The 24,145-nt window shown below is 68.9% G+C and carries 22 protein-coding genes; 17 read left to right on the top strand and 5 right to left on the bottom strand.

Annotation, left to right across the window (positions count from 1 at the left end; translation table 11 throughout):
- Nucleotides 1-3: 3 nt before the first annotated feature.
- The 10 genes from E0H73_RS16760 (at nt 4) to E0H73_RS16715 (ending at nt 14,292) form a co-directional block, all read left to right on the top strand.
- Complete coding sequence (locus tag E0H73_RS16760) at nt 4-984, top strand: NAD kinase (protein WP_238164038.1); 981 nt, start codon at nt 4-6, stop codon at nt 982-984.
- Nucleotides 984-2,717 carry a DNA repair protein RecN gene (recN, locus tag E0H73_RS16755; protein ID WP_131356465.1) on the top strand — a complete coding sequence of 578 codons (1,734 nt, stop codon included), beginning with the start codon at nt 984-986 and terminating at the stop codon, nt 2,715-2,717. Before E0H73_RS16760 ends, recN begins: the two co-directional genes overlap by 1 nt.
- Nucleotides 2,718-2,814: 97 nt before the next feature.
- On the top strand, nt 2,815-3,996 hold the full coding sequence (gene steA / locus E0H73_RS16750) for a putative cytokinetic ring protein SteA (RefSeq protein WP_131356462.1): 1,182 nt from the start codon (nt 2,815-2,817) through the stop codon (nt 3,994-3,996).
- Nucleotides 3,993-4,940, top strand: coding sequence for a copper transporter (locus tag E0H73_RS16745; RefSeq protein WP_131356459.1), 948 nt, complete (start codon nt 3,993-3,995; stop codon nt 4,938-4,940). The genes steA and E0H73_RS16745 overlap by 4 nt, the downstream gene beginning before the upstream one ends.
- A gap of 1 nt (nt 4,941) precedes the next feature.
- Entirely contained in the window at nt 4,942-5,754 is an 813-nt protein-coding gene (locus tag E0H73_RS16740) for a hypothetical protein (protein ID WP_131356456.1), read from the top strand.
- Nucleotides 5,733-7,331 (top strand): murein biosynthesis integral membrane protein MurJ, encoded by a 1,599-nt coding sequence (murJ, locus tag E0H73_RS16735; RefSeq protein ID WP_238164037.1) that lies wholly within the window; start codon nt 5,733-5,735, stop codon nt 7,329-7,331. The genes E0H73_RS16740 and murJ overlap by 22 nt, the downstream gene beginning before the upstream one ends.
- Nucleotides 7,328-8,353 carry a glycosyltransferase family 4 protein gene (locus tag E0H73_RS16730; RefSeq protein ID WP_131356453.1) on the top strand — a complete coding sequence of 342 codons (1,026 nt, stop codon included), beginning with the start codon at nt 7,328-7,330 and terminating at the stop codon, nt 8,351-8,353. The genes murJ and E0H73_RS16730 overlap by 4 nt, the downstream gene beginning before the upstream one ends.
- Before the next feature lie 21 nt (nt 8,354-8,374).
- On the top strand, nt 8,375-10,099 hold the full coding sequence (locus tag E0H73_RS16725; protein WP_131356450.1) for a CTP synthase: 1,725 nt from the start codon (nt 8,375-8,377) through the stop codon (nt 10,097-10,099).
- Nucleotides 10,096-10,746, top strand: a complete 651-nt coding sequence (locus tag E0H73_RS16720) for an NUDIX domain-containing protein (protein WP_131356447.1) — start codon at nt 10,096-10,098, stop codon at nt 10,744-10,746. Before E0H73_RS16725 ends, E0H73_RS16720 begins: the two co-directional genes overlap by 4 nt.
- Before the next feature lie 177 nt (nt 10,747-10,923).
- A complete protein-coding gene (locus tag E0H73_RS16715) occupies nt 10,924-14,292 on the top strand; it encodes a GH92 family glycosyl hydrolase (protein WP_202867411.1) in 3,369 nt (1,122 codons plus the stop codon).
- A gap of 55 nt (nt 14,293-14,347) precedes the next feature.
- Here E0H73_RS16715 and E0H73_RS16710 read toward each other — a convergent pair whose 3' ends face one another.
- Both E0H73_RS16710 and E0H73_RS16705 read right to left on the bottom strand, forming a co-directional pair.
- On the bottom strand, nt 14,348-14,953 hold the full coding sequence (locus tag E0H73_RS16710) for a hypothetical protein (protein ID WP_131356444.1): 606 nt from the start codon (nt 14,951-14,953) through the stop codon (nt 14,348-14,350).
- Nucleotides 14,954-14,984: 31 nt separating this feature from the next.
- Nucleotides 14,985-15,449 (bottom strand): MarR family winged helix-turn-helix transcriptional regulator, encoded by a 465-nt coding sequence (locus tag E0H73_RS16705; protein WP_238164036.1) that lies wholly within the window; start codon nt 15,447-15,449, stop codon nt 14,985-14,987.
- Nucleotides 15,450-15,511: 62 nt separating this feature from the next.
- Here E0H73_RS16705 and E0H73_RS16700 point away from each other — a divergent pair, with 62 nt between their 5' ends.
- From E0H73_RS16700 to E0H73_RS16690, 4 genes are all read left to right on the top strand, one after another.
- On the top strand, nt 15,512-16,372 hold the full coding sequence (locus E0H73_RS16700) for a sulfurtransferase (RefSeq protein WP_131356441.1): 861 nt from the start codon (nt 15,512-15,514) through the stop codon (nt 16,370-16,372).
- An 89-nt stretch (nt 16,373-16,461) separates the two neighbouring features.
- On the top strand, nt 16,462-16,695 hold the full coding sequence (locus E0H73_RS16695) for a hypothetical protein (protein ID WP_131356438.1): 234 nt from the start codon (nt 16,462-16,464) through the stop codon (nt 16,693-16,695).
- Between the two features lie 13 nt (nt 16,696-16,708).
- A complete protein-coding gene (locus E0H73_RS45865) occupies nt 16,709-16,972 on the top strand; it encodes a hypothetical protein (protein WP_165555706.1) in 264 nt (87 codons plus the stop codon).
- Nucleotides 16,972-18,372, top strand: a complete 1,401-nt coding sequence (locus E0H73_RS16690) for an amidase (RefSeq protein WP_165555705.1) — start codon at nt 16,972-16,974, stop codon at nt 18,370-18,372. The genes E0H73_RS45865 and E0H73_RS16690 overlap by 1 nt, the downstream gene beginning before the upstream one ends.
- On the opposite strand, the gene E0H73_RS16685 is transcribed toward E0H73_RS16690, so the two are convergent.
- Nucleotides 18,337-19,377, bottom strand: coding sequence for an HAD-IIA family hydrolase (locus E0H73_RS16685; RefSeq protein ID WP_202867410.1), 1,041 nt, complete (start codon nt 19,375-19,377; stop codon nt 18,337-18,339). The genes E0H73_RS16690 and E0H73_RS16685 overlap by 36 nt on opposite strands.
- On the bottom strand, nt 19,374-20,240 hold the full coding sequence (locus E0H73_RS16680) for a class I fructose-bisphosphate aldolase (protein WP_131356432.1): 867 nt from the start codon (nt 20,238-20,240) through the stop codon (nt 19,374-19,376). Before E0H73_RS16680 ends, E0H73_RS16685 begins: the two co-directional genes overlap by 4 nt.
- A gap of 197 nt (nt 20,241-20,437) precedes the next feature.
- Between E0H73_RS16680 and E0H73_RS16675 the strand changes: the two genes are divergently transcribed.
- From E0H73_RS16675 to gap, 3 genes are read left to right on the top strand one after another with little or no spacing between them, the layout of a single operon-like run.
- Nucleotides 20,438-21,514, top strand: coding sequence for a class 1 fructose-bisphosphatase (locus E0H73_RS16675; protein WP_131356429.1), 1,077 nt, complete (start codon nt 20,438-20,440; stop codon nt 21,512-21,514).
- A gap of 12 nt (nt 21,515-21,526) precedes the next feature.
- Nucleotides 21,527-22,402, top strand: a complete 876-nt coding sequence (locus E0H73_RS16670) for a phosphoribulokinase (RefSeq protein ID WP_131356426.1) — start codon at nt 21,527-21,529, stop codon at nt 22,400-22,402.
- Nucleotides 22,403-22,434: 32 nt separating this feature from the next.
- Nucleotides 22,435-23,442: a type I glyceraldehyde-3-phosphate dehydrogenase gene (gene gap / locus E0H73_RS16665; RefSeq protein WP_131356423.1), complete on the top strand. Its 1,008-nt coding sequence runs from the start codon at nt 22,435-22,437 to the stop codon at nt 23,440-23,442.
- Here gap and E0H73_RS16660 read toward each other — a convergent pair.
- Nucleotides 23,391-24,143 carry a CbtA family protein gene (locus tag E0H73_RS16660; protein WP_131356420.1) on the bottom strand — a complete coding sequence of 251 codons (753 nt, stop codon included), beginning with the start codon at nt 24,141-24,143 and terminating at the stop codon, nt 23,391-23,393. The genes gap and E0H73_RS16660 overlap by 52 nt on opposite strands.
- Nucleotides 24,144-24,145 lie beyond the last annotated feature (2 nt).

The raw sequence follows: 24,145 nt of genomic DNA, 5'->3' as shown, positions 1-24,145 counted from the left end.
AGGGTGGTAGAGCACGAGCCGCGGCGCGTGCTGGTGGTGACGCACACCGGCCGGGAACTGGCGGTCGAGGTGGCCCGGGCGGCGCACCGGCTGCTGACCGACGCCGGTCTGCAGGTCCGCCTGCTCGGCGACGAGGCCGAGGCGCTGAAGCTCGAGCCGGCCGAGGTCGTCGACGACCACGAGAAGGCTGCGCTGGACGTCGAGCTGATCATGGTGCTCGGCGGCGACGGTTCGATCCTGCGCGGTGCCGAGCTGGCCCGTCCGCACGGTACGCCGGTGCTCGGGGTGAACCTGGGCCATGTCGGGTTCCTGGCCGAGGCCGAGGTCGACGACCTGGAGCGGATCGTCCAGGTGGTGGTCGATCGCAGCTACACGGTCGAGGAGCGGATGACGCTGGCCGTCGAGGTCCGGCTGGCCGGCGAGCTGATCTTCGACACCTGGGCGCTGAACGAGGCGAGCATCGAGAAGGCGGCCCGCGAGAAGATGCTCGAGGTGCTGGTCGAGGTGGACGACCGCCCGCTGTCGCGCTGGGGCTGCGACGGCGTCGTGGTGGCGACACCCACCGGCAGTACGGCGTACGCGTTCTCTGCCGGTGGTCCGATCGTCTGGCCTGAGGTCGAGGCGATCCTGATGGTGCCGCTGAGCGCGCACGCACTGTTCTCCCGGCCGATCGTGGTGGCGCCGACGTCGCGGCTGTCGATCGAGCTGGTCCCGTCCTGGCACGGTCGCGGCGTGCTGTGGTGCGACGGCCGCCGGATGGTCGAGGTGCCGCCGGGCGCCGAGATCGAGGTCCGGCGCGGCAAGACCCCGGTCCGGCTGGCCCGCGCGCACGAGGCGCCGTTCACCGACCGGCTGGTGGCCAAGTTCGACCTCCCGGTGCTCGGCTGGCGCGGCGCCGCCGAGCGCAAGCGCAACGGCAACAACAACACCAAAGGCACCAGCAACAGCAGCGACAACGGCAGCAACAGCCAACAGGAGACCTGATGCTCTCTGAGATCCGCATCACCGGGCTGGGCGTGATCGAGGACGCCACGCTGGACCTCGATCCGGGGTTCACCGCGGTGACCGGCGAGACCGGTGCCGGCAAGACGATGGTCGTGACCGGCGTGAACATGCTGCTCGGCGGCCGCGCGGACAGCGGCCTGGTGCGGCATGGGACCCGTCGCGCACGAGTCGAGGGCCGGGCGAGTGCTGTGCCGAAGTCGATTGTCCAGCAGGCTGAGGACCGCGGCGGCGAGCTGGACGACGACGAGTTGCTGATCGCTCGCGAGCTGTCCGCCGAGGGCCGCTCCCGCGCGTTCCTGGGCGGTGCGTCCGTGCCGGTGTCCGTGCTGGGCGAGGTGTCCGGCGACCTGGTCGCGATCCACGGCCAGGCCGACCAGTGGCGGCTGCTGCAGCCCGCACGGCAACGCGAGACCCTCGACACCTTCGCCGGGAAGCCGTTGCTCGTTCCCTTGCAGGAGTACGTCGCTGCCTACAAACGACACCGTCAGGTCGAGGCCGAGCTCACCGAGCTGACCACCCGCCAGCGTGATCGCCTGGCCGAGGCGGACCTGCTGCGCTTCGGCCTCGACGAGGTCGCGAAGGCCGAGCCACTGCCGGGCGAGGACACCGAGCTCGCCGCCGAGGAGGACCGTCTCGCGTACGCCGATGGTCTGCGTACGGCGGCCACCACGGCAGCCGACGCGCTCGCCTCCGAAGAGGACCAGGACTCCACCCGGCCGAACGACGTACTCGGGCTGCTCGCGCTCACCAAGCAGGTGCTGGACGCGGAACGCGAGCACGACCAGAAGCTCGCGGATCTCGCGGACCGGGCCGGCGAGCTCGGTTACCTGGCAGCCGATCTGGCCGGCGAGCTCTCGTCGTACGCCGCCGATGTGGACACCGATCCGGCACGACTCGCGGTGGTGAGCGAGCGGCGGGCGTTGCTGACCAGCCTGGTCCGCAAGTACGGCGCTGAGCAGGGCACTGTGGACGAAGTGCTCGAGTGGACCAAGCGGTCCGCAGCCAGATTGGCCGAGCTGGACGGCAGCGATGAGCGCGTCGAGCTCCTGACCGGCGAGCTGTCCGAGCTGGACGCGAAGCTCGCGGAGCTGGGCCGGCAGATGCGGGAAGCGCGGATAGAGGCGGCCGAGCGGCTCGGTGTCGCAGTGTCCGAGGAGCTGACCGGACTGGCGATGCCACACGCGAAGCTGTCGGTCGAGGTACACGAGACCACGGCCGGGCCGTTCGGCCTCGACGAGGTCGAGTTCTGTTTCGCGGCGAACCCGGGCAGCCCGGTCCGCCCGCTGCAGAAGGCCGCGTCCGGTGGTGAGTTGTCCCGGGTGATGCTCGCGCTCGAGGTGATCCTGTCCGACACGCATCCGGTGCCGACGCTGGTGTTCGACGAGATCGACGCCGGGATCGGCGGCCGGGCCGCGGTCGAGGTCGGCAAGCGGCTGGCCCGGCTGGCGGAGAAGGCGCAGGTGATCGTGGTGACACACCTGCCGCAGGTGGCCGCGTTCGCGGACCGTCACGCTGTGGTGCTGAAGAGCGACGACGGCTCGGTCACCACGAGTGGTCTGGTCGCGCTGGACGAGGACGCGCGGCTGAAGGAACTCTCCCGGATGATGGCCGGACTGGAGAATTCCGACGCCGCCCAGGCGCATGCCGAAGAATTGCTCGCGCTCGCCGCCGAACGGCACAAACCGCGCAAGAAGAATCGTTCCAAAGGATGATTTGACGCACAGTCACCGTTAATTCAGTGCGTGAAGGGGGCCCCGCCCGGGTAAATGGACCGGGAAGGGGCTCTTGACATGGCAGGATGAGAGCGCGATGAAACTGCCCAGCCTGCGGAGAGCACGACCCACTGAACTGCCCGGTATCGCCGGTGTGGTCCGGCTCGATCGCCGTACCAAGAATCTCACCAAACGGCTGAAGCCGGGCGAGATCGCCGTCATCGACCATGTCGACCTGGACCGGGTCAGCGCCGAGGCGCTGGTCGACTGCCGGGTCGCCGCCGTCGTGAACGTCGCCGACTCGATCAGCGGCCGCTACCCGAACCTCGGCCCGGAGATCCTCGTCGAGGCCGGGATCCCGCTGGTGGACGGCGTCGGCCGCGAGGTCTTCTCTGTCCTCCACGAGGGCGAGCGGGTCCGGCTGAACGAGGGCAGCCTGTACCGCGGCGAGGAAGTTGTCGCGAAGGGTGTCTCGCAGGACAGCCAGTCCGTCGCGGAGTTGATGGACGACGCCCGGTCGGGGCTGTCGACCCAACTGGAGGCGTTCACCGCCAACACCCTGGAGTACCTGCGCCGCGAGCGCGATCTGCTCCTCGACGGCGTCGGTGTCCCCGAGATCCACACGCCGATGGACGGCCGGCACGTGCTGATCGTGGTCCGCGGGTACGACTACCGCGAGGACCTGGTGGCGCTGCGGCCGTACATCCGCGAGTACCGCCCGGTCCTGATCGGCGTCGACGGCGGCGCCGACGCGCTGGTCGAGAACGGTTACGTCCCGGACCTGATCGTCGGCGACATGGACTCGGTGAAGGACGAGACGCTGAGGAGCGGCGCCGAGGTTGTCGTGCACGCCTACCGCGACGGCCGGGCGCCCGGTTCGGAGCGGCTGGAGCGGCTCGGCGTGGACTCGATCGAGTTCCCGGCCACCGGCACCAGCGAGGACGTCGCGATGCTGCTGGCCGATTCCAAGGGTGCGTCGCTGATCGTCGCGGTCGGCACCCACAACTCCCTGGTGGAGTTCCTCGACAAGGGCCGCTCCGGCATGGCGAGCACCTTCATCACCCGGTTGCGGGTGGGTGCCAAGCTGGTGGATGCCAAGGGCGTCGGCCGGCTCTACCGCAGCCGGGTGTCGACGTTACAGGTGGTCGCGCTGGCTGTGGCCGGCCTCTTCGCGCTGGGCATGGCGTTGGTCGCCATCGGCGCCGACGACGTGCTCTGGTCGATCCTGCGGGCGCGCTGGAGCGACTTCGTCTACTGGATCCGGGAGCTGTTCACGTGATCGACTTTCGCTACCACATCGTCTCGATCGTGGCGATCTTCTTCGCCCTGGGCGCCGGTGTGGTGCTGGGCGCCGGCCCGTTGAAGGGCACCGCCAGCGAGGTGGTCCAGAGCCAGGCCGAGAAGGACCGCCAGCAGCTCGCCGACGCGCGGGCCGAGCTGGTCCAGGTGAAGGCGCTGGACAAGTACCGCGACGACTTCGTCGCCAAGGTCACCGCCGGGCTCACCGACGGCAAGCTGGACGGCAAGCGGATCGTGGTCGTGACCATGCCGGGCGCCGACGGCGATCTGACCAACGGGCTGCAGGACGAGCTGGAGCAGGCCGGCGGTCAGGTGACCACCCGGGTCTCGCTGGACGCCAAGCTGTTCGATCCCGGTCAGCGTCAGCTGGTCGAGCCGCTCGTCACCGATCTGGTCACTGCGGACAACCCGTTCCCGCCGGACAGTACGACGTACGAGCGGGCCGGACTGATCCTGGGGCGCGGTGTCGCGGCGAAGGAAGAGGGCAAGCCGGCCGACGCCGACTCCACCAAGATCATCAGCGGCCTGACCGGCGCCAAGCTGTTGTCGCTGAAGCCCTCGCAGATCAAGGACCGGGCCAGCCTGATCGTCGTGGTCGCCGCGAAGCCGCCGACACCGGCCCCGGACAACTCGTCGTACAGCGACGCCGTCGACTTCATCACCGGTCTCGACCAGGCCAGTGGCGGGGTCGTGGTGGCCGGTACGCCGGAGACCGCGCAGAACGGTGGCCTGCTGAAGGCCTTGCGGAGTGACTCCGAGGCCACCAAGATCGTTTCCTCCGTGGACGTGGCCGACATCCCCTCCGGGCGGATGACTGTCGTCTTCGCGCTGGCCGAGCAGGCCACCGGCAAGGCGGGGCAGTACGGCGCCATGGACGCGAAGAACGGCGTAGCGCCGCCGGCCGTACAGACGAAGGACAACTGACGTGGGAATTCTGAGCGCTGCCGTCGCGGCAGCCGCCACCGCTGCGCTCGAGCGCGCCGCGGAGAGGCTGCCCAAGGAGAACCGGGAGCTGTTCGAGCGGACCAACCACCGGGGCGAATCGGTCACCCTGCTGGAGGGGCCGATCGCGGTCCTCGGCGCGCTGGCCGGCGTCGCGGCCGCTGGGAAGACGCCGGGCAAGGTGAAGGCCGCCGCGATCCTCGCGGGCTCGGTCTCCGGCGCGGTCGGTGCGTACGACGACCTCCGCGGGACCACACAGGCCAAGGGCTTCCGCGGCCACCTCAGTGCGTTGAAGCGCGGTGAAGTGACCAGCGGCGCTGTGAAGATCCTCGGTGTCGGTGCGGCCGGCCTCGCAGCCGCCGCACTGCTGCCGCGGAAGTCGACCGGGGTGAAGGCACTGGCCGGTGTTGTTGCCGACGGCGCCTTGATCGCGGGTACGGCGAATCTGACGAACCTGCTCGACCTGCGGCCCGGCCGCGCGCTGAAGGCCGTCGCCGCGGTGAACGCTCCGCTGGCGGCCGTGAACGGACCGGCCGGCGCGGTCGTCGGTGCGGCCGTGGCCTCGGCGCCGTCCGACCTCGGTGAGCGCTCGATGCTCGGCGACTGCGGTGCGAACGGTCTGGGCGCGATCACCGGTACGGCGCTCGCCGCCTCGTTGCCGCGCCCGTTGAAGACGCTGGCGCTGGCTGCGGTCGTCGCTCTGAACCTGGCCAGCGAGAAGGTCAGCTTCACCAAGGTCATCGCGGAGAACCCGGTGCTGGACAAGATCGACCAGTGGGGCCGACGACCCAGGTGAGCACGGGCGGTCGGGTCGCCCGCGCCGCACTGCTGATCGCCGCGGTGACCGTGCTGGCGCGGACAGTGGGATTCGGCCGCTGGCTGGTGTTCTCGAAGACTGTCGGTGCGGGCTGCCTGGCCGAGGCCTACGCGACCGCCAACCAGCTTCCCAACATCCTCTTCGAGGTTGTCGCCGGTGGAGCTCTGGCCGGTGCGGTGATCCCCGTGCTGGCCGGCCCGGTCCTGCGCGGCGATCGCGCCGCACAGGGCCGGATCATCGGCGCACTGCTGTCCTGGTCCCTTCTGCTGCTGGCGCCGTTCGCCGTGCTGTCGTGGGTGCTGGCGTCCAGCTACACCGACGCGATGCTGGACCCGGGCGCGGACTGCGGCGGTTCGACCGCGACGGCGACCCGCATGCTGGTGATCTTCGTACCGCAGGTGTTCGGCTACGCGATCGCTGTGATCGCGACCGCGGTCCTTCAATCCCACAAGCGTTTTGCGGCCGCCGCGCTGGCGCCGCTCATCTCGAGCCTGGTGGTCGTTGCCACCTACTTCCTGTTCGCGGCCGCGGCTCCCGACGCCGACGCGGCCTCCAGCGATGCCACCAATCTGCTGGCGTGGGGGACCACGGCCGGCGTGGCCGCGCTCGCCCTCACCGTGCTGATCCCGATGTTGTCGATGCGCTTGCCGATCAGGCTCACGTTGCGGTTGGATCCTGGCGTCGGTCCGGTGCTGCGGAGGCTCGCGCTGGCAGGCCTCGCCGTGCTGATCGCGCAGCAGCTCACGTTCGTCGTCACCACCTATCTGGCCAACCACCGAGGCGTTGCGGGCAGCATCGCCGTCTACTCGTGGGCGAACGCGATCTACCTGCTGCCGTACGCCGTACTGGCCGTGCCGATCACCACAGCGGTATTTCCACGACTCGCTGCGGCCTTCGACGCGAGGGAGCGCTTCGAGGTCTATGCCTCTGCGTCTACGCGCGCGGTCATGCTGGCCGGTGGCGCGGGAGCCGCGCTGCTGGTTGGCACCGCGGTCCCGGTCGCGCGGATCTTCGCGTACGACGACGGCGCGGTGCAGGAGTCGAGAGCGGCCTCGCTGGCCGACGCGTTGTTCGCCTTTGCGCCCGCTGCCATCGGGTTCGCAGTCCTCATGCATGTCGGCCGGGTCCTCTACGCGCGGCACTCCGGTCGTGAGGTCGCAGTGGTGACGTCTGCCGCGTGGGTGCTCGTGGCCGTGGCCGGTGTGGTGCTGACGTCGTCCTGGGATGCCGTGCCTGCCTTGGCGGCTGCTATGTCGATCGGAATGGTGGCCGGAGCGATCGTGCTGCTGGTCGTGCTGCGCGGGGAGGCCGGCGCTGAGGTGCTCGCCGGACTGACGCGTGCCACGCTGGCAGCGCTGATCGGTGGTGTCCTTGCCGGTGCTGCGGGCTGGGCCGTGTCGTTGCCGGCCGGCGACGCCGGAGTCGGGAAGGCAGTCGTGTTCGCGGTTCTCTCCGGCCTGGCCGTCGTCATCGTGTACGCCGCTGTCGCAGTGGTGCTGGACCGCGCGGACACCCGCGCACTGCTCCGCCGGAATCTCGTAGAGGAGACGCAATGAGGATCGGCCTGCTGCTCGCGGAGTCGCGGGGTGGCATCGGGCAGCACGTCGCCTCACTGGTACCGCGGTTCGTGGCGGCCGGCCATGAGATCGTGGTGTGCGCACCGCCGGGCACTGCGGAGCACTTCGACTTCGGCGCTGCCACGGTCGTCACCCAGGCCCCTGCTCTCCGCGGGTCAGACGTGATTCACGCGCACGGCTACCGCGCCGGTATGGCTGCTCTGCGGGACCGATCGCGGCTGCGGCCACTGGTGGTCACGTGGCACAACGCGGTGATCGCGCCCGGACCGCGCGGACTGGTCATGCGGCTGGGCCAGCGGCTCGTGGCCAAGGGCGCGGACCTGACTCTAGGAGCCTCTAGCGACCTGGTGGACCTGGCGAAGAGTCTGGGGGCCCGGCAGGCGCGGCTGGCGCCCGTCGCGGCTCCAGCGATCCCAGAGGTCCGTACGCCGGCCGCCGACGTACGTCAGGCACTCGGACTGGCTGACCAGCCTCTCGTGGTCACTGTGGGTCGTCTGGCGCCGCAGAAGGACTATCCGACCCTGCTCACCGTGGCTGCCCGGGTGCACGAGTCCACTCCGGACGCTGTGTTCGTGGTTGTGGGCGACGGACCGCTGCGTGACAACTTGCAGGCGCGGATCGACGCTGAGCAACTGCCGGTGCGGTTGCTGGGACACCGGTCCGACGTGGCGGACCTCCTCGGCGCGGCCGACGTCTTCCTGCTCACCTCCCACTGGGAGGCCCGCGCCCTGGTCCTCCAGGAGGCGATGCAGGTCGGCGTACCGGTGGTGGCTACGGCGGTCGGCGGCGTACCCGAGCTGGTCGACGACAGCGCCGTACTGGCGTTCCCCGGGGATGCGGACGGGCTGGCCGACGGGGTCCGGGCGGTGCTGGCCGAGCCCGACACAGCGAACGCTATGCGGACGCGAGGCCTGGAGTTGGCCGCCAGATGGCCGGACGAGGACGCCGTGGCAAAGAATCTGCTCGACATCTATGCGGGTCTCGTTTCGGCCACCCCTTGACAGCAGGTAGGCTGAAGGCCCGTGGACAGGGCTTCGAACTCCCAGCAGACCAAGCACGTTTTCGTCACCGGTGGTGTGGCGTCCAGCCTCGGCAAGGGGCTGACAGCGTCAAGCCTCGGCAGTCTGCTGACGGCACGGGGCATCCGGGTCACCATGCAGAAGCTGGATCCGTATCTCAACGTGGATCCCGGCACGATGAACCCGTTCCAGCACGGCGAGGTGTTCGTCACCAACGACGGCGCCGAGACCGACCTGGACATCGGGCACTACGAGCGTTTCCTCGACCGCGACCTGTCCCAGGTCGCCAACGTCACGACCGGCCAGGTCTACTCCAGCGTGATTGCCAAGGAGCGCCGCGGTGAGTACCTCGGCGACACCGTCCAGGTCATCCCGCACATCACCAACGAGATCAAGGAACGGATGCTGGCGATGGCCGGCGCCGATGTCGACGTCGTCCTGCACGAGATCGGCGGCACCGTCGGCGACATCGAGTCGCTGCCGTTTCTGGAGGCGGCCCGTCAGGTCCGCCACGACGTCGGCCGGGACAACGTCTTCTTCCTGCACATCTCACTGATCCCGTACCTGGCGCCCAGCGGTGAGCTGAAGACCAAGCCGACCCAGCACTCGGTCGCCGCGCTGCGCTCGATCGGTATCGCCCCGGACGCGGTCGTCTGCCGCGCCGACCGGCCGATCCCGGATGGTGTGAAGCGGAAGATCTCGCTGATGTGCGACGTCGACCAGGAGGCCGTGGTCGCGGCCGTCGACTCACCGAGCATCTACGACATCCCCAAGGTGCTGCACACCGAGGGGCTCGACGCGTACGTCGTACGCCGGCTGAACCTGCCGTTCCGCGATGTCGACTGGACCCGCTGGGACGAGTTGCTGCGGGTCGTGCACCACCCGAAGGACGACGTCACGGTCGCGCTGGTCGGCAAGTACATCGACCTGCCGGACGCGTACCTCTCGGTCGCGGAGGCGCTGCGGGCCGGTGGCTTCGACAACGACGCGCGGGTGAACCTGCGCTGGATCGCTTCCGACGAGTGCGCGACCCCGGAGGCAGCCGCCCGGTTGCTCGGTGACGTCGACGCGGTCTGCATCCCGGGTGGCTTCGGCGTTCGCGGTATCGAGGGCAAGATCGGCGCGATCCGGTATGCCCGCGAGCAGGGCATCCCGATTCTCGGCCTGTGCCTAGGCCTGCAGTGCATGGTGATCGAGGTGGCCCGGGATCTGGCCGGTTTGGTAGAGGCGAACTCCAGTGAGTTCGACCCGGACGCCGAGCAGCCGGTGATCGCGACGATGGAGGAGCAGAAGCACATCGTCTCCGGCTCCGGCGACCTCGGTGGCACGATGCGGCTCGGCCTCTACCCGGCGAACCTGGCCGACGGCTCGATCGTCCGCGACCTGTACGGCGCTCCGTCGGTGCAGGAGCGGCACCGGCACCGGTACGAGGTGAACAACGCCTACCGGGACAAGCTGGAGACCGCCGGCCTGGTGTTCAGCGGACTGTCGCCGGACAACGAGCTGGTCGAGTTCATCGAGCTGGACCGGTCGCAGCACCCTTACTTCGTCGCCACCCAGGCCCACCCCGAGCTGCGGTCCCGGCCGACCAAGCCGCACCCGCTGTTCTCCGGCCTGGTCGCCGCGGCGCTGGTCCGCCAGCGCGAGTCCCGGCTGCCGGTCGAGGAGCCCGCTGTCGCCAAGAAGCCCGCGGCCAAGGCCAAGCCAGAAGCGGTCAAGGCTCGATGAAGGAGCACCCCGAGCTGCGGTTCGGCGGCGGCCTGGAGGACGTACCCGAGCGGTGGCCGGTCTCCTCGTCCGAGGTGGTGCACCAGACCGGCCGGGTGATCTCGGTACGGCGCGACACCGTGCAGCCGGACGGTCGCGACTCTTTCGTTCGTGATGTGGTCGTCCACCCCGGCGCCGTCGGGGTGGTGGCCCTGGACGGCGCCAACCGGATGCTGCTGGTCCGCCAGTACCGGCACCCGGTCGGCTACCGCCTGCTCGAGCCGCCTGCGGGACTGCTCGACGTACAGGGCGAGCAGTACCGGCTCGGCGCGGAACGGGAGCTGTGGGAGGAGACCGGCACGAAGGCCGCCGACTGGCGGGTGCTCGTCGACGCCTTCACCTCACCCGGTCTCACCGACGAAGCGGTCCGCATCTTCCTGGCCCGCGACCTGTCCGAGGCCCCCGACGCCTTCGAACGCCGCCACGAGGAGGCGGACATGGAGACCGTCTGGGCCCCCTTGGTCGACGTCGTCGGCGCCGTCCTCGCTGGCCACCTCCACAACCCCATCCTCGTGATGGGCTCCCTGGCCGCCTGGACCGCCCTCAACGGCCCCGGCTTCGACTCCCTCCGCCCAGCCGACGCCCCCTGGCCCGCCAAGGATCGGTAGGCCCGCTGGCGGGTTGTTCGACGGATGGCGGGACAACTTCGCGCCAGTGGTGACATAACCCGCTATCAACCCCTGGTTCCGGAACCGGCCGGGGGTTGACCGGAGGGTGCGGGCGGGGTATTTGTTGCTGACAACGATGTCACTCCGCCCCGTTCCGACGTCGAAGGTTGGCTGCTCATGCGCCGTTCCGCCCTGTCCTGTCGTGCGAGTTTGTTGCTCGCCGGTGTTCTGATCGCAGCGCTCGCCCCAGCAGCACAGGCGGTGCCGACACCACCGCGCAGCCACGAGATTGGTTGGCCGACCACGGCGCCGCCGCCTGATCCGGCGGTTGCTGGGTTGCGGGCGCCGGAGGTGGTCGGGAGTAGCCGGATCACCGCGGTGTCCGCGGATCCGGCTGAGCATGTGGATCCGTTGATCGGTACGTCGAATCTCGGAGACGTGTTCCCCGGAGCGGTGACGCCGTTCGGGATGTTCTCGTTCAGCCCGGAGACCAGTCGGGGCAATGCGTATCGCACAGCCGCACCGGGTGGATACCTGTACTCCGCCACCACGATCCGCGGGTTCAGCCTCACGCACATGAGCGGCACCGGGTGCGCCGGAGGCTCGGGTGACATCCCGATCTTCCCGTACGTCGGGGACGTGACCACGTCGCCGCAGTCCGACGCGAAGGACGCGATCTACGCCAGTACGTTCGACCACACCAACGAGGTCGCCAAGCCGGGCTACTACCAGGTGGGCCTCGACTCGGGCGCGACCGCGGAGTTGAGTGCGACCACCCGCACCGGCTCGGCCGCATTCACGTTCCCCGCGGACAAGGCGAAGACACTCCTGTTCCGTACGTCGAACTCCGAGGTCGGCTCCAGCGACGCCGACATCAGCATCGACCCGGCCAAACGCACCGTCTCCGGATCGGTGACGAGCGGCAACTTCTGCGGCTACCTCGCCAGCGTCGGCCGCCGCAGCTACTACACCCTGCACTTCGTCGCCGAGTTCGACCAACCCTTCAAGAACCAGGGCACCTGGACCGACACCACCGTCATCCCGGGCAGCACCAGCGCGCACGGCGGTACGTCGTACGGCGTAGACGGCTGGATGCCGCCGAACAAAGGCTCGGGCGGGTACGTCGGGTTCGACAGCAGCAAGGTGACGATGCGCATCGGCATCTCCTACGTGAGCGAGGCGAACGCGCTGGCAAACCTGCGCGCCGAGAACCCGCGCGGTACGTCAATCGAGGCGACCGCCGTGAAGGCCGAGGAGGCGTGGCGGAAGCAACTGAGCCGCATCGAGATCACCGGCGGGACCGCGGACCAGCGCACCACCTTTTACACCGCCCTCTACCACGCCCTGCTGCACCCGAACGTCTTCAGCGACGTCAATGGTCAGTACTGGGGTTTCGACCAGAAGCCGCATCGCGTCGCGCACGGCCAGCAGGCGCAGTACGCGACCTTCTCCGGCTGGGACGTCTACCGCTCCCAGTTGCAACTGCTCACGTTGCTCGAGCCGAGCAAGGCCGGCGACATCGCGCAATCCTTGCTCAACCAGGCGTCGCAGAACGGTGGGATCTGGGATCGCTGGACGCACGCCTCCGGGAGTACGTCGGTCATGACCGGCGACCCGTCCGCGCCCGCGGTCGCCGGGATCTACGCCTTCGGCGGCACGAACTTCGACGCCCGGGCGGCACTCAAGTCGTTGGTCAAGGCGGCGACCGTGCCGACCGCGAAGGACCTGAGCTCGGCCGGCAAGCCGGTGATGTCGATCGGTCAGCGTCCGTCGCTCGACAAGTATCTCGCGCTGCACTACGTCCCGACCAAGTCGAACGCGTGGGGCGGTGCGGTCGAGACGCTCGAGGACGTCACCGCCGACTTCGCCCTGGCCCAACTGGCCCAGCGCACCGGCGACAAGGCGACGTACCAGCGCTTCCTGGACAGGTCGCAGTACTGGCAGAACGTGTTCAACCCGGAGAACGGCGGCTACATCCAGAACCGGGACGAGAACGGCGCGTGGCCCGCGTTCACTCCGTCGACGGGTGACGGGTTCGCCGAGGGGAGCAGCGCGCAGTACACGTGGATGGTCCCGCACAACCGGGCTGGGCTGGTCGACGCGATGGGTGGTGTGGACAAGGCCAATCAGCGGTTGGACGCGTTCTTCAAGAACCCGGACGGCACCTGGGCGCTGACCGGCGCCGGTGAGTTGCACGCCGAGCTGGACAACGAGCCGTCGATCAACACGCCCTGGATCTACAACTACACCGGCAAGCCGTACCAGACGCAGGAAACGTTGCGCCAGGCAATGAACCAGCTGTGGAACACCAGCACCGGTGGCATCCCCGGCAACGACGACCTCGGCGCGATGTCGTCCTGGTACGTGTGGACCGCGCTCGGCCTCTACCCCGACGTACCGAGCCGCGCGGAACTCCAGGTCGCGGCGCCGCTGTTCTCGCGCGCCGTCGTCCACCGCGACGGCGGTCGCACGATCCGCATCAACGCTCCCGGTGCGGACGCGCCGTACGTCCAGTCCCTGAAGGTCAACGGACGTACGACGACCAAGCCGTGGCTCCCGGAGTCGTTCGTGCAGCACGGCGGGACCCTGGACTTCCAGCTAAGCAGCACCTCCAACGCGGCCTGGGGTGCAAACGCGGCGGATGCACCGCCGTCCTGGCGGACCGGTGAGATCCCGTTCCAAACCTCAACCGACACGAGCCGAGTGGTCGTTGCCCCCGGCACCACCAGCGCGCCGATCGCGCTGAAGGCACACCGACTCAGCGGGACGCCGCAAGACGTCAGCTACACGGTCACGACTCCCACAGGTCTCAGTGCCTCGCCAGCCAGCGGGACCTTCCAGGTGGGCCAGGACGGCAGCGCGCCCGTGACGATCACGGCCGCCGCCGGCACACCGAACGGCCGCTACCCGGTGACCGTGTCGATGAAGGCGGCCGACGGCACGCCGCTTCCGCAGGTCGGCTTCACGGTGGTCGTCGGCCAGCCCAACTCGTTCTTCGTACTGCGTGAAGGCGTCGCCATCTCCGACGACACGGGCGACCACACCGAGGCCGACTTCGACGGTGGCGGCGTGAGCTACTCGCGACAGGCGCTCGCGACCGCCGGACTGACGCCGGGCGGAGTCGGCACGGTCGAAGGGCTCAGCTTCACGTGGCCTGATGTCCCGACCGGTGACCCCGACAACGTCCCCGCGGACGGGCAACTCCTCAACCTCGACCTGCCGGCCGGTACGACGAAGTTGTCGTTCGTCGGCACCGCGGTCAACGGCAACCAGGAGGGCGCCGCGACGCTGAACTACTCCGATGGGACCACCAGCCAACTCGACCTGTCCTTCAGCGACTGGACGCTCGGTGGAGGCGGTGACACGGTCCACTTCGGCAACGTGATCGTCGCGACCACGCCGTACCGCAACGAGTCCGGCGGCGGACGGGACAACGTCACCACGCACATCTTCGCGACCGCGCCCGTGACCTTGACGAAGATCCCGGTCAGCATCACGCTTCCGGAGAACCGCGACCTGCGGATCTTCACACTGGCCACCGCCTGAGGGGACGGCACGCCTCAGCGCAAGGCCGACATCCTGCTCGCTCGGCGTCAGGTAGTCAGCCCCGGCCGATGCCCATGGCTTCGCCGCCGTCCTCCACCAGGGCGGCGGCGACCAGTCGTGCGTTGGCCTCGAGTTCCTCGTCAGGGACGTTCGGCAGTATGTCGTCCCAGGCCGCGATCATCGCCCCGCGAAGCTGCATCATCCCGAGCGGCCGCGCCAGGAACCACAGGTGAAAGTGCTCGCTCCCGTCACCCCACCGGTTGAAATGCGTCCGCCCCACGCTGTCGATCCGCCGGATCGCGTTCGCCACCCGCTGGATCAGTGAGCCCAGCGTCGCGGTGAGTTCCGGCGGCAGGTTGTCCAGCCTCAAGTGCTCCCGCGGCTCCAGGATCGCGACGAACGGCAGCCCACGCGGCTCGAAGGTCTTCAGCTGCCACTGCTCGTCCCGCCAGATCACCCACGCATCCGGATCCGAACAAGTGCCACACGGCTCGTCGCCCTCCTCACCCCGCCGCGGCGGCTCCGGCAACACCGGATCGGCCAGCGGGACGACCTGGAGATCTCCCTCGAACGGAAAGAACGGCCCACCCAGCAAGGGCTCGGCCGACATGCGTTCGCCGTACGGAAGCCGGCGGTGGTACTCGGACGGAAGCTCGGTCATCCCCGCATTCTGCCCGACCGTAAGGGCCGGGTCAGCTGGGTTCCTTCGCGGCCGCGATGACCCGGGTCAGGCGTTCGTGGAGTTGCATCAGCTCGTCGACGTCCATGCCCAGGCGGTCGACGATTGCCGGTGGCACCTTCAGGGCCTCCTTGCGAAGGGCCCGCCCTTTCTCCGTCAGCGAGACGGCGAGTGAACGCTCGTCCCTGGTGTCGCGGTCGCGGCGCAGCAGGCCGGCGCTCTCGAGACGCTTGAGCAGCGGTGACAGCGTCGCCGGCTCGAGCTGCAGCATCCCGGACAGGTCCTTGACCGAGACCGGCTCGAACTCCCAGAGCGCCAGCATGACCAGGTACTGCGGGTGCGTCAGCCCCATCGGCTCGAGGACAGGCCGGTAGAGGGCGATGACGCTGCGCGCGGCGATCGCCAGCGCGAAGCAGACCTGGTGCTCGAGGGCCAGCGGGTTCTCGAGGTCGGTCTGTCTCAGCTGTCGTTCGGCCACACCGTGAGTGTACCAATCTTGCGTACGCTAATGGTTAGCGCACTAACTAATCAGGAGGAACGATGGCCCGAGAGCACGTGCTGGTCGATGGGGACTGGCTCGAGAAGCAGTTGGACGACCCCGCAGTGGTGGTCTTCGAGGTGGACGAGAACGCCGGGGCGCACGCCGCTCGGCACATCCCGGGTGCCCTCGCACTCGATTGGCGGGCCGATCTGCAGGACCCGCTGCGTCGCGACCTGATCGGCCAGGACGCGTTCGAGCAGCTGTTGACCACGCACCAGGTCACGCCGGACGACACGGTGGTCCTGTACGGCGGGGACAACAACTGGTTCGCGGCGTACGCGTACTGGTACTTCAAGCTCTACGGTCATCGCGACGTACGCCTGCTCGACGGTGGCACGAAGCGCTGGGAGCTCGACGGGCGACCGCTGACCGATGCGGAGACACTACGTCGGCGTACTCCGAGCCCGGCCGCCTATCGCGCCCAGCCCGCGGACGGAAGCCTGCGGGCCTACCGGGACGACGTCATGGCAGCCATCGGCCGGGACAGCATCCTCGACGTCCGGTCGCCGGCCGAGTTCTCCGGCGAGATCCTGGCCCCGGCGCACTTCCCGCAGGAGCAGCCTCAGGTTCCGGGTCACGTACCAGGAGCGGTCAACGTGCCGTGGTCGCAGGCGGTGGCCGACGACGGCACCTTCCGCAGCGACGCACAGCTTCGCGAGCTGTACGCCGGCGCCGGGCTCGCGCTGGCCGGACCCGGCGGCGAAGCTGCGCCCGACATCGTCGTCTACTGCCGCATCGGCGAGCGCAGCGCACACAGCTGGTTCGTGCTGCACGAGCTCCTGGACCAGCCGTCGGTCAAGAACTACGACGGCTCCTGGGTCGAGTACGGCTCTCTGATCGGTGTGCCGGTCGAGGTGTGAATCCCTGGCGGCCGTTGCAGACCTCTGCAACGGCCGTGCAACAGGGCAGCGGACCATCTCCTCACGACCCCCACAGGCCAGGAGATCCGATGAACCTCAGCAGCGAAGGCCACTGGAAGCCAGACCTCATCACCGCCTTGTGCCGGCAGCTCTACGCCCTCGCGAAGCGCGAGGAGCAGGCTGCGGCGGACGAGGCCGCACGTACGCCGTACTGGGCGTCGCTCCCGGCATCGGTCGAGGCGCATCGGAGCGCGGCCCGGATGCTGCGGGCCGATGCCGACCGCCTCGAACTCGAGACCCGCCCTTGGGGCGTTCCGATCTGAGGAGGTGAGTCCCGTGCTGATCGAAAGCTCAGAAGTGGACGAGGTGGTGCTGGCCTGCGAGTCGTCCCAGTGTGACGGCAAGCAAGGCGAGCACGAGTCCGAGACAGTCGCGTACTGGGAGACGCCGGACTCCGGCACGCTGGTCACCCGGCTGTCCTGCCTGCGATGCAGCCTCGCGACGGTCATCCGGCGATGGGTCGGACCGGCCCGTCCGGAATCCCACGACTGCGGTTACTACACCGGCGCGTCGGGCTCCTGCTCGTACTGCAGCTGCTGATGACAGCTGCCTGGCCGAGCCTGGCCACTCTCCGACGCGACCAGGTCTCCGGCGATCTCACCTCTGTTGCTCTGGTCAACGAGTGTCTGAACCGGATCACCGAGCTCAACCCGCGGCTGGGCGCCATACTGGCGCTGAATCCGTTGGCAAGCGCAGAGGCCGCCGAGGCGGACGAGCATCTCAGTCGAACGGGCGACGTCCTTGGGCCGCTGCACGGGATCCCGATCCTGGTGAAGGACGTGTTCGAGACGCGAGGGATCCCGACGAGCTTCGGGTGCCACGCCTTCCGCGACTACCTCCCGGAGGCCGACGCCGAAGCTGTCCGACGACTCCGGGCGGCCGGCGCGATCATTCTCGGCAAGACCGCGACTCCGGACTTCGCGATGTCGTGGCTGTTCGACTCGTCCATCGGAGTCCGGACCGTCAACGGCCGATCGCCGCAGCACGACGCAGGGGGCTCGAGCAGCGGGTCAGCGGTCGCGGTCGCGGCCGGTCTCGTGCCCGCCGCACTCGGGTCCGATACGGGCGGATCCGTGCGTGTCCCGGCGTCCTTCAACGGGGTGGTTGGAATGCGGCCGACGCCTGGCCTGGTGCCGGCCCATGGGTTGTCCGCGCTGGTGTCGATGCAGGACACCCCAGGTCCACTGACCAGCTGTGTCGACGACGCCGAGCTCCTCCTGGCCGTGCTCTCCGACGGGCGACTGCCGGTGAGCGAACCGACGCGACCGCTGGAAAGCTACCGGCTGGGTCACCTCCTCCGGCCGGGCGATCCGGTCGCGTGGGGCGGCTCCGATCAGGTCTCGACGGTGGTCGGCAAAGCACTCGCACGACTCGGCGTCCCCGTTGCCGACGTCGAGGTGCCGGCGCTCGAAGGGCTGCTTCGGGACAGCTCGCCGTACGTCGTCGCGGCGCGAGCGGACCTCGACGCCTTCCTCGCTTCACGTCCCGCCCTTCAAGGCAGGTCCTTCACCGAGCTGTACGACGAGGGAGTCTTCCCCGAGGAGCTGGATCTCGCCGAGCTGCTCGCGACCCGCTCGTCACCCAGTGTTCGGGGCCGGGTGGAACTGCTGGCCGGGCGGCGTCGGCTGCGCGAAGCGATGGTCAACGTGATGACCAGCCGCGGTCTCGACGCGCTCGTCTACCCGACGGTCCGCGTCCCTGCGCCGCGGCGGGATCGCGACCGGCTCCGGTTGCCGAGCCGTGCGCTGCCCGTCAACACCCTGGTGGCTTCCCAAGCCGATCTGCCGGCGTTGACGTTGCCGGTGGGTAGGACGGACGAGGGACTTCCGGTCGGACTCGAGCTGCTCGGACTGCCGGCCAGAGATGCGGGTTTGCTGCGCCTGGCGCGGCTGGTCGAGCGGGCGTCAGACGCCGAGCCGGCGTTCGAGTTCCGCCCATAAGGTGGTGTCCGTGACGAGCGGTAGATCGTGATCGCGCGCGTGCCATGCGGCCGAGACGATTGCCTGGAGCAACCGGTGCCGAGCGACAGGACGTCGTACCGACAACACGCCATCGGGTGACAGCTCGACGGCGTCGTCGGGTCCGTGCCGCTGGTACAGGCCAGGTTGGAGGAGACCCGACAGGTCGAAGCCGAAGTACGTCGGTCGCGCGGCGTCCTCGGCGAAAGCCAGGTCGCGCAGGGTGCTGGCGCCGCCCAGCACGAACATCGAGTCCACGCCGGCCGCGCCGGCGCCGGCGATGTCGGTGTCCAGGCGATCGCCGACCATGATGGTTTCGGAGCGATCGGATCCGAGCCGGGAACGGGCGAGGTCGAACAGCGCCGTACCAGGCTTGCCCGTCACGTGTGGGGCGGCCGGTGTGGTGGTCTGCACTGCACCGACGAAGGCGCCGTTGCCCGGAGCCAGCCCGCGTGAGGTCGGAACTGTCGCGTCGAGGTTCGTCGCGACCCAGATCACGCCCGCCTGGACCAGGTAGGCGACCTCGGCCAGGTCGCGCCAGGTCACGTCCTGCCCTGCTCCCTGGACCACCGCTTCGACCGTCCGCCCGTCGGCCAGCTCGGTGACCCGAAGGGGTGTCAGACCTGCCTCGGTGAGGGCCTCAGGTACGCCGGGTCCACCCACCGCGAACACCGGCGCTCCTGGTCGGAGCTGTTCGGCCAGGTACGCCGCGGCCGCCTGCGAACTGGTGACGACGGACCAGCCTTCGTCGCCGAGCCCCAACTCGCGCAGATGCTCGCGTGCAGCGGCGGGGGAGCGGGAGGCGTTGTTGGTCGCGAACACCACTGGCACCTGGCCGGCGATCATCGCGTTCAGACTCGCAACCGCTCCCGGCACGGCGTGCGCGCCGCGGTACACCACACCGTCGAGATCGCAGATCACCCCGCGGTACTTCGTCAGGATCGGCTGCGATCTGTCGATGACGGCCGTGTCGTGGAGATGGCTCACGAAGCGGCTCCGCCGGACACGAGCGCGGCAGCCACTGATTCGCTGGCCTGCTTGCAGTTGTCGAGCAGGATGCGCCGATGGTCGGCGTCACGTCCCCAAGCCTCCGCAGCCGCGGCGATCAGCGGGCGCGAGAATCCGAAGGTCACTCGCCAGGACTGGCCCGGGACCGAGGCGATGGCCTTCAGGTGGGCGCAGGCTCGGTCGAGAGGTTGCCCACCGGAGAGCAGCAGTACGCCGGGAGTCTGCGCCGGAACGCCCTTCTCCAGCAGGGCCACGGTCCGTCGAGCGACCTGCTCGGAGTCCGCCGGCACCGGGTTCGAGAGTCCGGGTACGATCATGTTGATCCGAACCAACAGGTGGTGGGGATCGACACCAACACGGTCGAGCTCGGCGCGGAGAGCAAGCAGCGCGTTCGTCGTGACGGCCTGGGTGACACCGATGCTGGACGCGCCGAGCTCCGGCATGGCGATGGTGAGGACCGGAAGGACTCCCTTGGCCTGCGCCTCCGCCGCGCCCTGCGCCAGCGTCTCGACACCGACGTGGACCGATCCGCGCGGAACATCAAGCGGTGAAAGATTCTCGCGCCACTCGACGAACGACGCGCCCGCCGGTACGGCGGCCTCCGCCGACGTCATCCGCACACCGATCAGTGGTGCGGGCTCCATGAGCTCCACAGCAGCGAAGGTTTCCGGCGTCAGCAGCACCGCCGAGACGTAGTTGCTCAAGCCTTCGGTCTGCACAACCGCCTCGGCAAAGGAGTGAGCACGGGAGGTGCCGACGAGGGCCTCGGCGTACTCGTCCACGACCAGCATTCCCTTGGGTGGTGCCAGGATCGCGGCGGCGGTCTCGTCCATCGTGGGCATTTCGGCCCCCCTGCAACGGATGTACGGCGTTGCATCGACGCTAGGCAACAGTCCGCACGATCGATTCACCCGCGGGGCTGAGTGGGTGGGTGATCCGGCGTACGGCTCCCACCCCTGCGGTCACCCCTCGGGTGGATGCCGCGTCGCCGGGGCAATGGTGTGCTCGGGGCAGCCCACCCCTGCCGCGAGGAGTGTCCATGCTGACCGAACGCCAGACGCTGACCCAGTTCCTGACCGAGGACCGTCGCCGGCACCCCGGTGCGAGCGAGGAGGTCGACTCGTTGATCCTCGACGTCGCGCTGGCCTGCAAGGCGATCTCGAAGCGGGTCGCGTCCGGTGCGCTGACCGGCGTGATCGGCGCCGCGGGTGCCACGAACGTGCAGGGCGAGCAGCAGCAGAAGCTCGACGTGCTGGCCAACGAGATCTTCGTGCGCACCAACGAGTGGGGTGGTCTCGTCGCGGGCATGGTGTCGGAGGAGCTCGAGGCGCCGTACCAGATCCCGGCGCACCATCCGCGGGGCAACTGCCTGCTCGTGTTCGACCCGCTGGACGGTTCCTCGAACATCGACGTCAACGTGTCGGTCGGGAGCATCTTCTCGATCCTGGCCGCTCCCGTCACCGGGCCTGACGTCGAGGTTGCCGACTTCCTCCAGCCCGGAACCCAACAGGTCGCCGGCGGCTACGCGATCTACGGTCCGTCGACCGTTCTGGTGCTGACGGTGGGCATCGGCGTACACGCCTTCACGCTGGACCCCGAGCTGGGTGAGTTCTTCCTGACCCGGCAGGACATCAAGGTGCCCGAGGCAACGGCCGAGTTCGCGGTCAACACCTCGAACCGCCGCTTCTGGGAGCCGGCCGTACAGCGCTACATCGACGAGTGCCTGGCCGGTACGACGGGTCCGCGGCAGAAGGACTTCAACATGCGCTGGGTCGCCTCATTGGTGGCGGAGACGCACAGGATCCTGACCCGCGGCGGCGTGTTCCTCTACCCGCGCGACTCCAAGGACCCCGCCCAGGAAGGCCGGCTCCGGCTGCTCTACGAGGCGAACCCGATCGCGTTCCTGATCGAGCAGGCCGGCGGCCGCGCGATCACCGGACGGGAACGCGTCCTCGAGGTCGAGCCCACGCGGCTGCACCAACGGATCGGGCTGATCTTCGGCTCGCGCGAGGAGGTCGACCGGATCGAGCAGTACCACGCCGAGTCCGGCGGCGACCCTGAGCAGCATGGCAATCCGTTGTACGGCTTCCGCGGTCTGTACCGCGCCACCGCCTGAGGAGTTGGTCCCATGTCAGCCAAGCACCCTGTCGTCGCGATCACCGGCTCGTCCGGAGCCGGCACCACCTCGGTGATGCGGACCTTCGAGCAGATCTTCCGGCGCGAGCAGGTGAACGCCGCCTTCGTGGAGGGCGACAGTTTCCACCGCTACGACCGGATGGGGATGAAGGACGAGATGACCCGGGCGTTCGCCGAAGGGGATCACACCTTCAGCCACTTCGGTCCCGACGCCAACCTCTTCGAAGAGCTGGAAGGCCTGTTCCGGCAGTACGGCGAGAGCGGCGGTGGCCGCGTGCGCAAGTACCTCCACGACGAGCAGGAGGCAGCGCCGTACTCGCAGGAGCCTGGGACGTTCACGCCCTGGGCTGAGCTCCCTGGTGATACGGACCTGTTGTTCTACGAGGGTTTGCACGGCGCGGTCGTCACCGAGAAGGTCGACATCGCGCGGCACGCCGACCTGCTGATCGGGGTCGTGCCGGTGATCAACCTGGAGTGGACGCAGAAACTGCATCGGGACAAGGACAAGCGCGGCTACTCGACCGAGGCTGTGACGGAGACGATCCTGCGGCGGATGCACGACTACGTGAACTACATGTGCCCGCAGTTCTCCCGTACGGACGTCAACTTCCAGCGGGTGCCGGTGGTCGACACGTCCAATCCGTTCATCGCGCGGACGATCCCGACGCCGGACGAGTCGATGCTCGTGATCCGGTTCAAGGACCCGCGCGGGATCGATTTCCCGTACCTGCTGTCGATGCTGCACGACTCGTTCATGTCGCGCCCGAACACCATCGTCTGCCCCGGCGGAAAGATGGATCTGGCCATGCAGCTGATCTTCACCCCAATGCTCTGGCGCCTGCTCGACCGCCAGGCCAAGACCCGCTGATCCCCAATTCCCGAGTTCTGGAGGCTCGCTTCATGACTGTTCGTGTCGGCATCAACGGCTTCGGCCGGATCGGCCGCAACTTCTACCGTGCTGTCCGCGCTTGCGGGGCCGACATCGAGATCGTCGGCGTCAACGACCTGACCGACCGGGCGACGCTGGCACACCTGCTGAAGTACGACTCGATCCTCGGCCGGCTGGACGCCGACGTCCGGTCGAGCGACGACGCGATCGTCGTCGGTGACGCGTCGATCGTCGCCCTGGCCGAACGTGATCCCGGGAAGCTCCCGTGGAAGGACCTCGGAGTCGACCTGGTGGTCGAGTCGACCGGCTTCTTCACCGACGCGAACCTGGCCCGCGCGCACGTCGACAGCGGCGGCGCCAGGAAGGTGATCATTTCGGCGCCGGCCTCCAACAACGACGTCACGATCGTCATGGGCGTCAACCACGAGCAGTACGACGCCGACGCGCACACGGTGATCTCGAACGCCTCCTGTACTACGAACTGCCTGGCACCGATGGCGAAGGTCCTGCACGAAGGGCTCGGGATCACCAAGGGCCTGATGACCACGATCCACGCCTACACCGCCGACCAGAACCTGCAGGACAACATCCACAAGGACCTCCGCCGGGCGCGGGCTGCCGCGATCAACGTCGTACCGACGTCGACCGGAGCTGCGAAGGCGATCGGCCTCGTGCTGCCCGAGCTGAAGGGCAAGCTGGACGGGTACGCGATCCGGGTCCCGGTGCCGACCGGATCGGCGACGGACCTGACCTTCGACGCGGCACGGGAGACGTCCGTCGAGGAAGTGAACGAGATTGTTCAGGCGGCGGCCGAGGGAGACCTCAAGGGTTACCTGCGCTACTCCACCGACCCGATCGTCTCGTCCGACATCGTCACCGATCCCGCGTCCTGCATCTTCGACGCTCCGCTGACGAAGGTGATCGGCAACCAGGTCAAGGTTGTCGGCTGGTACGACAACGAGTGGGGCTACTCCAACCGGCTTGCCGATCTCGTCGCCCACGTCGGCGCGACCCTCTGATGCGCCCGGGCCAGCAGGGTGCCGGTCACCAGGCCCAAGGTGGTCCAGAGGAGGGCCAGTGTGCCGAGTGACCTGAGCCGGAACTGCCAGACCAGGCCGGCTCCGACGTCAGTGGGAATCGCGTCGGGGCCGGCCGGCAGTCCGGCGAAGAGGATCAGGCAACCGGCAGCCACGACACCGACGATGCTCCAGGAGATGCGAGTGGTCGACCACCCGCGCCGCTGGGCGGTGCGGGTGACAGCTACTAGCGCCGTCACCGTCAGAGCCGCGATGGCGATTGCACAGGCATACAGGAGCGTGCGTTCGGTGACCGTGTCCGGGTCGCCGACAGCCGGCGGGTTGGCGGGGTACTTGAGGCCGGGGGCGAGGGCGAAGATCGTGAAGCCCGCTCCGGCCACGACCAGCGCGCTGGTCAGGTCGCTGAGCTTCGACGAACGGCGGAAGCGGGTCAGGGCAACGGCGTACAGCACGGACAGCAGGAGAGCGGCGACGATCACCGCGATCGCACCGCCGACCTGCTGCAGTCCGCGCGAGACGAGCTCAGCCTCGTGAGCGTGCTCCATGGCGGCCCGGCTCTCCTCCACCTCGAGGGCGAGCCGGACAGTGGGTTCGACGACCACGAAGCTGAAGACCGCGGCAACCCCACCCGCCGCGAGTCCGCCGGCGAGTGAGGCACGAAAGGTTGACGGCCAGGGATTCATCG

This window comes from Kribbella pittospori (assembly GCF_004331465.1).
Classification (GTDB): domain Bacteria; phylum Actinomycetota; class Actinomycetes; order Propionibacteriales; family Kribbellaceae; genus Kribbella; species Kribbella pittospori.
This window is presented reverse-complemented; position numbering and strand designations above follow the sequence as displayed.